The organism is Tardiphaga sp. 37S4 (genome assembly GCF_021044645.1).
Taxonomy (GTDB): domain Bacteria; phylum Pseudomonadota; class Alphaproteobacteria; order Rhizobiales; family Xanthobacteraceae; genus Tardiphaga; species Tardiphaga robiniae.
In genome coordinates this window covers 5,422,938-5,435,232 of the sequence record NZ_CP088008.1, presented here as the reverse complement: position 1 = coordinate 5,435,232, position 12,295 = coordinate 5,422,938, and the positions used below count along the sequence as shown (strand labels likewise).

At 61.5% G+C, this 12,295-nt stretch carries 11 protein-coding genes; 6 read left to right on the top strand and 5 right to left on the bottom strand.

From position 1 onward, the window contains the following. Window positions 1–3 precede the first annotated feature (3 nt). Entirely contained in the window at window positions 4–732 is a 729-nt protein-coding gene (locus tag LPB73_RS25785; protein WP_089263137.1) for a YggS family pyridoxal phosphate-dependent enzyme, read from the bottom strand. 75 nt (window positions 733–807) lie between these two features. Here LPB73_RS25785 and LPB73_RS25780 point away from each other — a divergent pair, with 75 nt between their 5' ends. The 4 genes from LPB73_RS25780 (at window position 808) to holA (ending at window position 6,886) form a co-directional block, all read left to right on the top strand. Continuing rightward, entirely contained in the window at window positions 808–2,505 is a 1,698-nt protein-coding gene (locus tag LPB73_RS25780; RefSeq protein ID WP_231078648.1) for a diguanylate cyclase domain-containing protein, read from the top strand. A 181-nt stretch (window positions 2,506–2,686) separates the two neighbouring features. Continuing rightward, window positions 2,687–5,311, top strand: a complete 2,625-nt coding sequence (gene leuS, locus LPB73_RS25775) for a leucine--tRNA ligase (RefSeq protein WP_231078647.1) — start codon at window positions 2,687–2,689, stop codon at window positions 5,309–5,311. Next, complete coding sequence (locus LPB73_RS25770) at window positions 5,298–5,849, top strand: LPS assembly lipoprotein LptE (protein WP_089263131.1); 552 nt, start codon at window positions 5,298–5,300, stop codon at window positions 5,847–5,849. Before leuS ends, LPB73_RS25770 begins: the two co-directional genes overlap by 14 nt. Window positions 5,850–5,857: 8 nt before the next feature. Then, the gene (gene holA / locus LPB73_RS25765; RefSeq protein ID WP_089263129.1) at window positions 5,858–6,886 is read left to right on the top strand and encodes a DNA polymerase III subunit delta; all 1,029 of its coding nucleotides are present in this window, start codon (window positions 5,858–5,860) and stop codon (window positions 6,884–6,886) included. On the opposite strand, the gene LPB73_RS25760 is transcribed toward holA, so the two are convergent. From LPB73_RS25760 to rsmG, 3 genes are all read right to left on the bottom strand, one after another. Beyond that, window positions 6,883–7,773 carry a ParB/RepB/Spo0J family partition protein gene (locus LPB73_RS25760; RefSeq protein ID WP_184520081.1) on the bottom strand — a complete coding sequence of 297 codons (891 nt, stop codon included), beginning with the start codon at window positions 7,771–7,773 and terminating at the stop codon, window positions 6,883–6,885. The two genes, holA and LPB73_RS25760, sit on opposite strands and share 4 nt — an antisense overlap. 148 nt (window positions 7,774–7,921) lie before the next feature. Continuing rightward, entirely contained in the window at window positions 7,922–8,776 is an 855-nt protein-coding gene (locus LPB73_RS25755; protein ID WP_068730223.1) for a ParA family protein, read from the bottom strand. Next, on the bottom strand, window positions 8,763–9,473 hold the full coding sequence (rsmG, locus tag LPB73_RS25750; protein ID WP_231081251.1) for a 16S rRNA (guanine(527)-N(7))-methyltransferase RsmG: 711 nt from the start codon (window positions 9,471–9,473) through the stop codon (window positions 8,763–8,765). Before rsmG ends, LPB73_RS25755 begins: the two co-directional genes overlap by 14 nt. Window positions 9,474–9,576: 103 nt before the next feature. Here rsmG and LPB73_RS25745 point away from each other — a divergent pair, with 103 nt between their 5' ends. Together LPB73_RS25745 and LPB73_RS25740 are read left to right on the top strand one after the other, a co-directional pair. Further along, the gene (locus LPB73_RS25745) at window positions 9,577–10,110 is read left to right on the top strand and encodes a DUF4269 domain-containing protein (protein ID WP_231078646.1); all 534 of its coding nucleotides are present in this window, start codon (window positions 9,577–9,579) and stop codon (window positions 10,108–10,110) included. 85 nt (window positions 10,111–10,195) lie between these two features. Further along, window positions 10,196–10,384, top strand: coding sequence for a hypothetical protein (locus LPB73_RS25740; RefSeq protein WP_089263671.1), 189 nt, complete (start codon window positions 10,196–10,198; stop codon window positions 10,382–10,384). Between the two features lie 31 nt (window positions 10,385–10,415). On the opposite strand, the gene mnmG is transcribed toward LPB73_RS25740, so the two are convergent. After that, complete coding sequence (gene mnmG / locus LPB73_RS25735; RefSeq protein WP_231078645.1) at window positions 10,416–12,287, bottom strand: tRNA uridine-5-carboxymethylaminomethyl(34) synthesis enzyme MnmG; 1,872 nt, start codon at window positions 12,285–12,287, stop codon at window positions 10,416–10,418. Window positions 12,288–12,295 lie beyond the last annotated feature (8 nt).

Sequence of the window (12,295 nt, the reverse complement as noted above, 5' to 3'; positions counted from 1 at the left end):
GGCCTAGCGACGTCCGAAAATCGCCGAGCCGACGCGCACATGAGTTGCGCCGAACTGGATGGCGATGGCGAAGTCGGCGCTCATTCCCATGGATAATTGCGTGAGCCCGTTGCGTGCAGCGATCTTCGCTGTCAGCGCGAAATGCGGTGCCGGCGCATCGTTAACCGGCGGAATGCACATCAGTCCGGAAATCGTCAGCCCATAGGTATCGCGGCAACGCGCCAGGAAATCATCAGCCTCGCCCGGCGCGATACCGGCCTTTTGCGGCTCCTCACCGGTGTTGAGCTGTACGAAGAGCTGCGGCGTCCGCTGCTGCGCCTTCATCTCCTTGCTTAACGCTTCGCAAATGCTCGGTCGATCGACCGAGTGAATCGCATCGAACAAGGCGACCGCTTCCTTGGCCTTGTTGGACTGCAAAGGCCCTATCAAATGCAACGCAATCGCGGGTTGAGTGGCGATTAACGCCGGCCATTTGGATTTTGCCTCCTGGACGCGATTTTCGCCGAACACACGCTGACCGGACTGGATCACGGGCGCAATTGCGTCAGCCTCGAACGTCTTCGACACCGCGATCAACGTCACAGAACTGCGGTCCCGCCGCGCTTCGTTACATGCGCGGAAGATATCGTACTCGACCGAAGCGAGTCCGTCGGTTGGTAAAGAAGACGTTACGCCCGACGACTCTTGCACGGATTTATTTTCAACCAAGGCGCGAACTTTCTTGAGATCCATTGCAGTTTAACGAATCCGGGAAAGGCTTTTTGAAGGCTTTGGAGTACCTATGTCCGCGGGGCTTAGGGATCGAAGATGTCACGCATCGGTATTAACCGCAATAAAGCGAGGCTTAGGGGAGCTCTCGGTATTCGCGCTCGACTGGTCCTGTTGGCCCTCATTCTGGTCGGGCCATTGATGGCGGAGCGAATTCGCTCACTCGATGCGACGCGTACCCACCAGATCGCGACGGCCGCGCGTGATTTCGCTGGTGTCGCCCAGCACAGCGCCGATGCACAGCGCGAAGTTTTCGCCTCGATCGAGGCCGTGCTGAAATCATCCGCCTACATCTATACGTCGGCCGCTCAGGTGAATCGGAGCTGCGCCATTATGCGGGCGAGCCTCCGCGGCGATATGCCGTGGCTGCGCAGCCTGACGGTGGCCGGTGCGGATGGCATCGCCCTGTGCTCGACCTGGCCGGAAGTCATCGAGCAGAGATTCGATTTCAGCGATCGCCCCTATTTCAAGAAAGCGATAGCGACCGGTGAGTTTGTCGTCAGCGATTATCTGTTCAGCCGTTTAACGAACCAGCCGACAGTGATGGCTGCCTATCTCGCACCGGGCCTTACTAAGGGCGACGATGCCGTGGTACTGGCGGCGGTGAATCTCGACTGGATGTCGAAGATCATGGGCAATCTCGGCGACCGGCCCGGTGTCACGACACTGCTGGTCGATCATGCCGGCACCGTGCTTGCAGCGCCGCCGACAAACGCCAGCGCGATTGGTCGGCCGATGGAAGACCTTGCTCTATTGCCGATGATCGAAGCGCATCTGCGCAATACGGATAAGCAGGCCGGTTCGCTGTCATTCAGCGCCAATGACGGTTCACAGCGCACCGTATCATTCGCGACAATCCCCGGTACCGGCGCGCAATTGATCGTCAGCATCGACGAGGCCCGAGTCTCGGCGGTTGCCGATCGCGAGATCCGCACCGCCTATTTGCAGCTCGCCTTCGTTTGCCTGTTCGTTCTGCTTGGCGCGCTGGTGGTTGCGGAGCGACTGATCATCAAGCCGATCCAGATGATGGAGACCATGGCGCAGCGCTTCGGTCGCGGCGACTGGTCGGCCCGCGTAGCGCGGAACAAGCTGCCGGCCGAGTTCGTACCGCTGGCACGCGCATTTTACGGCATGGCGGCGCAGTTGCGTGGTCGCGAACGCGAATTGCGCGCCAGCAACGAGCAGCTCACGGTGCTTGCCTCCATCGACATGCTGTCTGGCCTTGCCAATCGGCGCGGCTTCCAGAGCCGCCTCGATTTCGAATGGCTGAAGGCCCAGCAATCCGGCGACCATCTGACGCTGCTGATGATCGACGTCGATCACTTCAAACTCTTCAACGACACCTATGGCCATCCCGAAGGCGATGCTTGCCTGGCGCGCGTCGGCGAAGCTCTCTCCAGCCTGGCCGATCGCTGCTCGGGCTTTGCCGGACGCTATGGCGGCGAGGAATTCTGCCTGCTGCTGCCGGGCACCGAGGTCGCCCGCGGCGTCCAAATCGGCGAAATGGTACGCGCGGCAATCTGGAACCTGGCGGTCTCCCATGCCACCAGCGCACATCAGCGGGTCACGGTCAGTGTCGGCGTGGCCTCGACGATGCCAGCTACGCTGGAGACGGCGAACGATTTGATCGAGGCAGCCGATGCCTCGCTCTACGCCGCCAAACGGCGTGGCCGCAACACCGTGGTGGAGCACGGCTTCGTCCGGGCGTATGGCACGGCCGTGTCGCTGGCGGGGTGAGACGGCGGGCCCCCGCCCCTGGCCCGTTTCTTGTCTTAAACCATTGACCTAACGCGGCCTTTTATGGCCTAGTCCCCCGCCTCAGCGCGAATTCAGCCCGAGCAAGCACCGGTTTGCGACCTCGTTCGCGCGTCCATGATCTGAGAAGCGCTCGAACCGGCCGGCGGATTTCAAAAGCACCATGAGCAACGAACGTTACAACGCCCGCGAGACCGAACCGCGCTGGCAGCGCGTCTGGGACGACAAGGCGATCTTCGCCACCAAGAACGACGATCCGCGCGAGAAGTATTACGTACTCGAGATGTTCCCCTATCCGTCGGGGCGCATCCATATGGGCCATGTCCGCAACTATACGATGGGCGACGTGGTTGCGCGCTTCCAGCGCGCGCAAGGCAAGAACGTTCTGCATCCGATGGGCTGGGATGCGTTCGGCCTGCCCGCCGAGAACGCCGCGATCGAGCGCAAGGTCGCTCCGAAGGCGTGGACCTATGAGAACATCGCATCGATGAAGAAGCAGCTGCAGACCATGGGTCTGTCGCTGGACTGGGCGCGCGAATTCGCGACCTGCGACCCCAGCTATTACAAGCATCAGCAGAAGATGTTTCTCGACTTTCTGAAGGTCGGGCTCGCAGAGCGCGAGAAGCGCAAGATCAACTGGGACCCGGTCGATATGACCGTGCTCGCCAATGAGCAGGTGATCGACGGCCGCGGCTGGCGCTCCGGCGCGCTGGTCGAGCAGCGCGAGATGAACCAGTGGGTCTTCAAGATCACGAAGTATTCGCAGGAGCTGCTCGACGCGCTGGATACGCTCGACCGCTGGCCCGACAAAGTCAGGCTGATGCAGCGCAACTGGATCGGCCGCAGCGAAGGCCTGTTGATCCGCTTTGCGCTGGATCCCAAAACGACGCCATCAGGCGACAATGAACTGAAGATCTTCACGACGCGGCCCGACACACTGTTCGGTGCCAAGTTCATGGCGATTGCGCCGGACCATCCGCTTGCCACGGCGGCAGCGAAGAACAATCCGGCACTGACCGAATTCATCGCCGAGTGCAAACGGCGCGGCACCGCCCAGGCTGAGATCGACACCGCCGAAAAGATGGGCTTCGATACCGGCATCAAGGCCGTGCATCCGTTCGATCCGAACTGGAAGCTGCCGGTCTATGTCGCGAACTTTATCCTGATGGAATACGGCACCGGCGCCATCTTCGGCTGCCCGGCACATGACCAGCGCGACCTCGACTTCGTCAATAAATATGATCTCGGCAGCACGCCGGTAGTCTGTCCCGAGGGGCAGGATCCGGCGACCTTTGTCGTGACCGACGTCGCCTATGACGGCGATGGCCGCATGATCAATTCGCGCTTTCTCGATGGCATGACGATCGAACAAGCCAAGGCTGAGGTCGCAAAGCAGCTCGAAGCCGAGATTCGCGGCAACGCACCGGTTGGCGAGCGGCAGGTGAACTTCCGCCTGCGCGACTGGGGCATCTCACGCCAGCGCTACTGGGGCTGCCCGATCCCGATCATCCACTGCCCGAGTTGCGATATCGTGCCGGTGCCGGACAAGGATCTGCCCGTCGTGCTGCCGGAGGATGTGACCTTCGACAAGCCAGGCAACGCGCTCGATCATCATCCGACCTGGAAGCACGTGAAGTGCCCGAACTGTGGCGCGGATGCGCGGCGCGAGACCGACACGATGGATACGTTCGTCGATTCGTCCTGGTACTTCGCGCGCTTTACCGATCCGTGGAACACAGCAGCGCCGACAACACCGGGCGTCGCCAATCGCATGATGCCGGTCAATCAGTATATCGGCGGCGTCGAACACGCGATCCTGCATCTGCTCTATAGCCGCTTCTTCACCCGCGCGATGAAGGCGACCGGTCACGTCAATTTCGACGAACCGTTCGCCGGCATGTTCACGCAGGGCATGGTGGTTCACGAGACCTACAAGAAGCTGGACGGCACCTTCGCCTCACCGGCCGAGATCAACATCACCGGCGACGGTGACGGCCGCCGCGCAACCATGCTGACCGACGGATCACCAGTGGAGATCGGCTCGATCGAGAAGATGTCGAAGTCGAAGCGCAACACGGTCGATCCCGACGACATCATCGGCACCTACGGCGCCGATACCGCCCGCTGGTTCATGCTGTCGGATTCGCCGCCGGACCGCGACGTCATCTGGAGCGAGGAAGGCGTCAAGGGCGCCTCACGTTTCGTGCAGCGCCTGTGGCGTCAGATCAACGAATCAGCCGCGCACGGCAAATCGGCGCCGGCAGCCCGTCCCACCGAATTCGGTCCGGATGCGATGGCGATCCGCAAGGCCGCGCATGGCGCGCTCAGCAAGGTCTCGACCGAGATCGAAAAACTGCATTTCAATGTCTGCCTCGCCCATATCCGCGAATTTTCCAACCTGCTGGGCGAAGCTTTGGCGCGTTCGGGAACCCCGACCCCGGATGTCTGCTGGGCGCTCCACGAGGCCTCGGTCATCCTTGTTCAACTGTTTGCGCCGATGATGCCGCATCTGGCCGAGGAATGCTGGGGTGTGCTGGGGCAACCGGGCATGATCTCGGAAGCCCGTTGGCCGCAAATCGAGCCCAATCTGCTGGTTGAAGACACCATGACCCTGCCGGTACAGGTCAATGGTAAGAAACGTGGAGAAGTCACAGTGGCCCGGGAAGCGACGAACCCGGAAATTGAGGCTGCCGCTCTGGCGCTCGATGCTGTAAAACAGGCGCTGGACGGCAAGCCCGTCAAGAAGGTCATCGTCGTCGCCCAGAGGATCGTGAATGTTGTCGGCTAAATCCCGCATTGCCGCCCGGCTCATGGTCGTCGCCACCCTGGCGGCGCTGACGGCCGGCTGCTTCCAGCCGATGTATGCCGAGCGTGGCGACGGTAAACCCGGCCTGCGCGAGAAGCTGCAGGGCGTCGAGGTGCCGCCGCTAGACTATCCCAACGCGTCGCCGCAAGCCCGCGTCGGCGTGAATATCCGCAATGCACTGATGTTCAAGATGTACGGCAGCGCCACCGGCCTGCCGCCGACCTATCAGCTGAAGATTCGCTTCAATCCGAGCCGGACCTCGCTGATCGTCGATCCGAATACCGCGCTGCCGACCAGCGAAAACTACGGCATCGATGCGACCTATGGTCTAATCGAGATCGCCACCGGCAAACAGGTCCTGACCGGCAGCACCTTCTCCCGCGTCACTTATGACATCCCGGGCCAGTTGCAGCGCTTCGCCCGAGCCCGCGCCTATCGGGACGCCGAAGACCGTGCGGCCGGTGAGATCGCCGACAACATCAATACCCGTCTGGCGTCGTTCTTCTACGCCGGCACCTAAGCCGTCGCGTGGTCGCGCTTCGCGGAAAAGACATCGACACGTTTCTGGCGCGGCCGGATGCCGGCCGGCCGATCATTCTGCTCTACGGAGCTGACGCTGGACTCGTCCGCGAGCGCGCCGACGCGCTGATGAAATCCGCGGTCGACGATCCCAATGATCCATTTTCGCTGGTTCGCATGGACGGCGATGATTTGGCCGCCGAGCCGTCGCGTCTCGTCGAAGAAGCCATGACGGTGCCGCTGTTCGGTGGGCGGCGGGCGATCCGTGTGCGCGCAGGCTCGAAGAATTTTTCCAGCGGCGTCGACACGCTCGCTGACTCCGATATCAAGGATTGCCGCATCGTCATCGAGGCTGGTGAGCTTCGGCCGGAATCGCCATTGCGGAAAGTCTGCGAGAAGGCCAGGACCGCGGTGGCCATCGCCTGTTACCCCGACACCGAGCGCGATCTCGCAAAGCTTATCGATGAAGAGCTCCGCGTCTCCAATCTCCGCATGGCGCCGGATGCACGCGCCACACTAATGTCGCTGCTCGGCGGCGATCGGCAGGCATCGCGTAACGAGCTCCGCAAGCTCACGCTCTATGCGCATGGTACCGGCGAAGTCACGCTCGACGACGTGATGGCCGTCGTCGCCGACGCGTCCGAGCTGAAGATCGATCCAATTGTCGACGGCGCCTTTGCCGGGAATCCCGCCGCGGTGGAAGTCGAGTTCAACAAGGCGATGATCGCCGGAACTTATCCGGGCATGATCATGATGGCCGCGCAGCGCCAGGCCGCATTGCTGCACAAAGCCAGCCTGCTGGTGGAGGCTGGTAGTTCGGCATCAGCAGCCGTGGAAAGCGGATTTCCGCGGCTGCATTTTTCCCGCAAGGGAACGGTGGAAGCAGCGCTGCGAAATTTCTCCGCACAGCGGTTGGTCAGCATCATCGACCAGCTCGCCGTTGCCGCCCTCGACGTCCGCAAGCAAAACGCCCTCGGCGCGGTGATCGCACAGAGGGCGTTGATGTCGATTGCCGTGAATGCAAGGCGGCGAGGTTAGCTCTCCGAATCCAGCCGCTTCAGAATTTCGTCGAGCTGATCGAGATCACGATACTTGATGATCACGGTGCCGCCCGGATCACGGTGATCCACCGACACTTTCAGCCCGAGCACGTCGCTGACCCGTTTCTCCAGCGCGATCGTGTCGGCATCCTTCGCCGCCTTGGGAGACGACGTGCGCGGCTTCTGCGGCGCGCGCTCCGGCACGCCCTCTTCGTGCGCGAGTGCTTCGGTCTGACGAACGTTCAGTCCCTCGGCGATGATCCGCTTCGCAGCGCCCGATGCGTCCGGCAGGTTGATCAGCGCGCGAGCGTGACCGTTGGACAACTGACCGGAAGCGATCAGGCCCTGCACGTCCTCCGGCAGCTTGGTGAGGCGCATCATGTTGGCGACATGGCTGCGGCTCTTGCCGACGATTTTCGCGATCTCGTCCTGGCTGTGTTTGTAGGTCTCGGCGAGCGCGTGATAGCCCTGCGCCTCTTCCATCGCGTTGAGATCTTCGCGCTGGACGTTTTCGATGATCGCGATTTCCATCGCGGCCGAATCCGTCACGTCGAGCGGCACGATCGGCACTTCATGTAGACCGGCGATCTGCGACGCGCGCCAGCGGCGTTCGCCGGCGATGATCTCGAAGCGATCGTTGCTACCCTTCACCGGCCGCACCACGATCGGCTGGATCACGCCATGCTGCTTGATCGAGGCCGCGAGTTCGGCGAGCTCAGCATCGGCAAAAGCCCGACGCGGGTTGCGCGGATTGGCCTTGAGAAATTCAATAGGCACCTTGCGCTGGTTGCGCGAAGGACGCTCGACATGCGCGGCCTCGCCGCCGACATCGCCGATCAGACTTGCAAGACCGCGGCCCAGCCGCGAACGCGCTTCATCAGCCATCGCCAATCCCTTCGAACTCATCGCGCCACTCCGTACTCAAACTTGAAATTCGGTTGCAGGCTGGGCAAAGGCGTACTTGCGCCGTGCCTGCCATTATCGTTTGCGATCCGCTGTTGTGGGCACGCTGTGCTTTGCCCACCCTACTTGCTCAGTGAGCGGTACGCAGGTCGCGCTCGCGCTGGATCACTTCGGTCGCGAGCCGCAGATAGGCTTCAGAGCCCGAGCACTTCAGGTCATAGACCAGCACCGGCTTGCCGTAGGACGGCGCTTCCGAAATGCGGACGTTGCGCGGAATCATGGTCTCGTAGACCTTGCTGCCCATGAATTCGCGTACGTCGGCAACGACCTGGTTTGACAGGTTGTTGCGCGAGTCGAACATGGTCAGCACGATGCCATGGATCGACAGGTTCGGATTCAGCGTCGAGCGTACCTGCTCCACGGTCTGCAACAATTGCGACAGACCTTCGAGCGCGAAGAACTCACACTGCAGCGGAACGAGAATCGCATCCGACGCGGCCATGGCATTGACGGTGAGAAGGTTGAGCGATGGCGGGCAATCGATCAGCACGTAAGTATAGTCGGAGCCCGGCGAGACATTGTTGTTCAACTCGCCGATCGCATCGCGCAGCCGGAAGGCGCGATCACGGGCCGAACCGAGTTCAAGCTCGAGGCCCGACAGATCCATGGTCGAGGCGGCTATGTGCAGACGCGGCACGGCGGTGACGACGACCGCATCGCGCAGCGGCGCTTCGCCGATCAGAACGTCATAGGTTGAGCAGTTGCGATTGCGACGATCGATGCCGAGACCGGTGGATGCATTGCCCTGCGGATCGAGATCGACGATCAACACGCGCTCGCCGATCGCGGCGAGTGCGGTGCCGAGATTAATCGCGGTGGTGGTCTTGCCAACGCCGCCCTTCTGATTCGCCAGCGCCAGGATGCGCGGATGGCCAGGCACCGTATTTGACGTATGCTCTTGATATTGCTGATCAATTACGGTCATTGGTGTGGCCATTTTGGTTTGCGGACGGGGTCAGTCGCTCGATCCGGTCGAGTTCGACGATCCAGCCTTGTCCGCCGGTCAGGCTGGCATGCAGGCGCGGGCTTATATTCCAATATCTAGTAGCTTCGGTCAATTCCGATTCTACATCTTGACCCTTGAGAAATAAGGCTTTTGTGCCCGGCTTCATCAGGGGCTCGGCGAAACCGATGACGATATGTAACGAGGCAACGGCACGCGCGGTGATGCAATCGACATGCTCGGGAAATCTATCCACATTATCCCCGATGTCAGCCAGATGAATTGTGCCTGGGGCTTGCGTCACACGTAACGCTTCGCGCAGGAACGCCGCCTTCTTGGCGTTTCGCTCGACGAGATGAACATGTCCGCCAGCGACATCACCCATGGCACAGGCCAGAACCACACCGGGGAAACCTCCGCCGCTGCCGAAGTCGAGCCAGGTCATGGCTGAAGGCGCAAGGTTCAGAAGCTGCAGCGAATCCGAGATATGGCGCGTCCAGAGATTTGGAAGCGTGGCCGGCGAAATCAGATTTGTCTTGGCCTGCCACTGCAGCAACAGGTCGACATAGCGATCGAGCCTGTCTTCCGTTTCACGTGAAACAGGGGTCAGCCGCAAGGCCGCAGCCTTATCGGCATCGAGCCGGGGTGCGGGCGCCGCTTGTTGGGATCGTTGAGCCATTGGATTGTCTGTAAAGCTGTTGGGACCCATCCATACTCTGAGTCCATTTTTCCGGCTATCGAATTGCGGAGCGGCAGCGGCAAATCGGGACGAAAAACACGCGATGACCGAGCGACCGATCTATCAGGAGGCTCTGCGGCGAACTAATCTGCTCAGAATCCTGGCGCCGTTCGATCCGCATGTGGTCGGCACACTTCCGCTTGGCCTGGCCAGACCCGGCAGCGACATCGATATCGTTTGTTGCGCCACGGATAGATCTTCCGTAGCCACCCTGCTCTGGGAGCATTTTCGCGAGGCCGATGACTTCGCGCTCTATCAATGGTCGGCCAGAGGCCGACCGGTCGTCGCTAAGCTCAGCACCTATGGATGGCCATTCGAAATCTTCGTCAGCTCGACTCCGGTACAGGATCAAGCTGGCTGGCGGCACTTCGAGGTCGAGAAGCGACTGCTGACCCTGGGCGGACCCGCCTTCCACACCGCCATCTGCGCGTTACGAGCCGGAGGAGTAAAGACAGAGCCTGCCTTTGCGCGTGCTCTCAAGCTTGAAGGCGATCCTTACGCCGTCCTGTACGACCTGTTCAGCACCTCTGATAACCAGCTGAATGCCGCCCTGAGGGCGCAAGGGTTTGCAGCATAGAGGATTCAGGACAGTGAGTTGACCAGGATCAATGCGAGCAGGACGAGTCCGGCCTCCAATGAATCATCGTTGGAGGCAGATGACCATGAGTGTGATCGTACGGCTTTTCCTGATGCTGGCAGCACCCATCACTGCGCTATTCGTCTCGCGTGACGCACTCAATTTCGACGTGGTCCAGACAATCGTCGCCGTGATTCTCTTTACAGTGGCCGTAGCAGCCGTTGCCTTCTGGCCCCGCCGGCCAGTGAAGCCATCTTCAACGGAGCCGCGCTGATTTCGGCTTCTGTTTCACGTGAAACAACCAATTAGGCCAAAGCAGCCTTCGGCTTCCGTGCTTCGCGGCGGAGATAGGCCGCGAGAATGGCCAATGCGGCCGGAGTCATACCATCCAGACGTCCCGCCTGCCCCACCGTGTGTGGAAGCGCGGCCTTGAGCTTGGCCCGGGCCTCATTGGACAGTCCGGGGACCGCATCATAGTCGACATCCACCAGCGAGAGACCCTCGTCACGGCGAAAAGCCTCCACATCCGCGGTCTGACGCTTCAGATAGACATCATATTTGGCATCGATCTCGATATGGGTGCCGATCGCTGGGTCAATGGCCGATAATTCTGGCCAGATCCGGGTCACGGTGGCCCATTCGGTCTCTGGGTAGGAGAGGAGATCGAAGGCAGAGCGACGCTGACCGTCGTGATTGAGCACCAGACCATGCTTCGCCGCCCCGTTAGGAGTGATCGAAAGCGCCTGCGTGAGCGTCTTACCGACGGTGAGGGCTTCCATCTTGGCCCCATGCCGGACCGAACGAGCGCTGCCGACACATCCCAGGCTGATACCCTTGTCGGTCAGGCGCTGATCGGCGTTGTCGGCACGCAGCGTGAGACGATATTCGGCCCGCGACGTGAACATCCGATAGGGCTCGGTAATCCCGCGGGTGACCAGATCGTCGATCATCACGCCGAGATAACCGTCAGCCCGGTCGAACACGGTCAACTGGCTCCCACTCGCGGCCAGGGCCGCATTCAAACCGGCGACGAGACCCTGGGCGGCCGCTTCTTCGTATCCGGTGGTGCCATTGATCTGCCCGGCCAGAAACAGGCCGGGGACACGCTTGGTCTGCAGCGTCGGATCGAGTTCGCGGGGATCCACGTGGTCATATTCGATCGCATAACCCGGGCGGACCATTCGGACCCGCTCGAGACCGGGGATCGAGGCCAGGATCGCGGCCTGAACCTCCTCGGGCAGTGAGGTAGAGATGCCGTTGGGATAGACCGTGGAGTCATCGAGGCCTTCCGGCTCCAGGAAGATCTGGTGACCATCGCGATCGCCAAAGCGGACGATCTTGTCCTCGATGGACGGGCAATAGCGCGGCCCTGAGCTCTTGATCTGGCCGGAATACATCGGCGAGCGATGCACATTGGCCCGGATCACCTCATGGGTCGCCGGTGTGGTGCGCGTGATGCCGCACTGAATCTGCGGATTGGTGATCCGCTCGGTCATGACCGAGAACGGCTCCGGCGGATCGTCAGCGGACTGCATCTCTACCCCCGCCCAGTCGATGGTGGTCCCATCGAGCCGCGGTGGCGTACCGGTCTTGAGCCGTCCGAGGGTAAAGCCGACGCGCTCGAACGCCTTGGACAGGCCGAGGGCGGGAGCTTCATCGATCCGGCCAGCGGGCCAGTTCTTCTCGCCGAGATGGATCAGGCCGCGCAGAAAGGTCCCAGTGGTGATGACCACCGATCCGGCGGAGAGTTCGCGGCCATCGACCAGACGGATGCCGGTGACCCGGCCGTTTGACATCAGCAGGTCGTCGGCCTCGCCTTCGATCACACTCAGATTCTTGGTCGCGACGATCGCCACCTGCATCGCGGCAGCGTAAAGCTTGCGGTCCGCCTGGGTGCGCGGGCCACGAACGGCCGGACCCTTCTTGCGATTGAGCATGCGGAACTGGATGCCGCCGGCATCGGCCACGCGGCCCATCAACCCGTCCAGCGCATCGACCTCGCGAACCAGATGGCCTTTGCCGAGACCGCCAATAGCAGGATTACAGGACATTGCGCCAATGGTCGCAAACTGGTGCGTGACCAACGCAGTCCGCGCGCCCATGCGCGCAGCACCAGCTGCGGCCTCGCAGCCGGCATGGCCTCCCCCGATTACGATGACGTCAAACTTGTCCTGCATGGCCGCAG

Bases quoted from the DNA above. Each gene is read 5' to 3' on its own strand.
- LPB73_RS25780 (WP_231078648.1), top strand. From the start codon at position 808: ATGTCACGCATCGGTATTAACCGCAATAAAGCGAGGCTTAGGGGAGCT.
- LPB73_RS25740 (WP_089263671.1), top strand. From the start codon at position 10,196: ATGAGTGTGATCGTACGGCTTTTCCTGATGCTGGCAGCACCCATCACT.
- LPB73_RS25745 (WP_231078646.1), top strand. From the start codon at position 9,577: ATGACCGAGCGACCGATCTATCAGGAGGCTCTGCGGCGAACTAATCTG.
- LPB73_RS25760 (WP_184520081.1), bottom strand. From the start codon at position 7,773: ATGGCTGATGAAGCGCGTTCGCGGCTGGGCCGCGGTCTTGCAAGTCTG.
- rsmG (WP_231081251.1), bottom strand. From the start codon at position 9,473: ATGGCTCAACGATCCCAACAAGCGGCGCCCGCACCCCGGCTCGATGCC.
- LPB73_RS25785 (WP_089263137.1), bottom strand. From the start codon at position 732: ATGGATCTCAAGAAAGTTCGCGCCTTGGTTGAAAATAAATCCGTGCAA.
- mnmG (WP_231078645.1), bottom strand. From the start codon at position 12,287: ATGCAGGACAAGTTTGACGTCATCGTAATCGGGGGAGGCCATGCCGGC.
- leuS (WP_231078647.1), top strand. From the start codon at position 2,687: ATGAGCAACGAACGTTACAACGCCCGCGAGACCGAACCGCGCTGGCAG.
- LPB73_RS25755 (WP_068730223.1), bottom strand. From the start codon at position 8,776: ATGACCGTAATTGATCAGCAATATCAAGAGCATACGTCAAATACGGTG.
- LPB73_RS25770 (WP_089263131.1), top strand. From the start codon at position 5,298: ATGTTGTCGGCTAAATCCCGCATTGCCGCCCGGCTCATGGTCGTCGCC.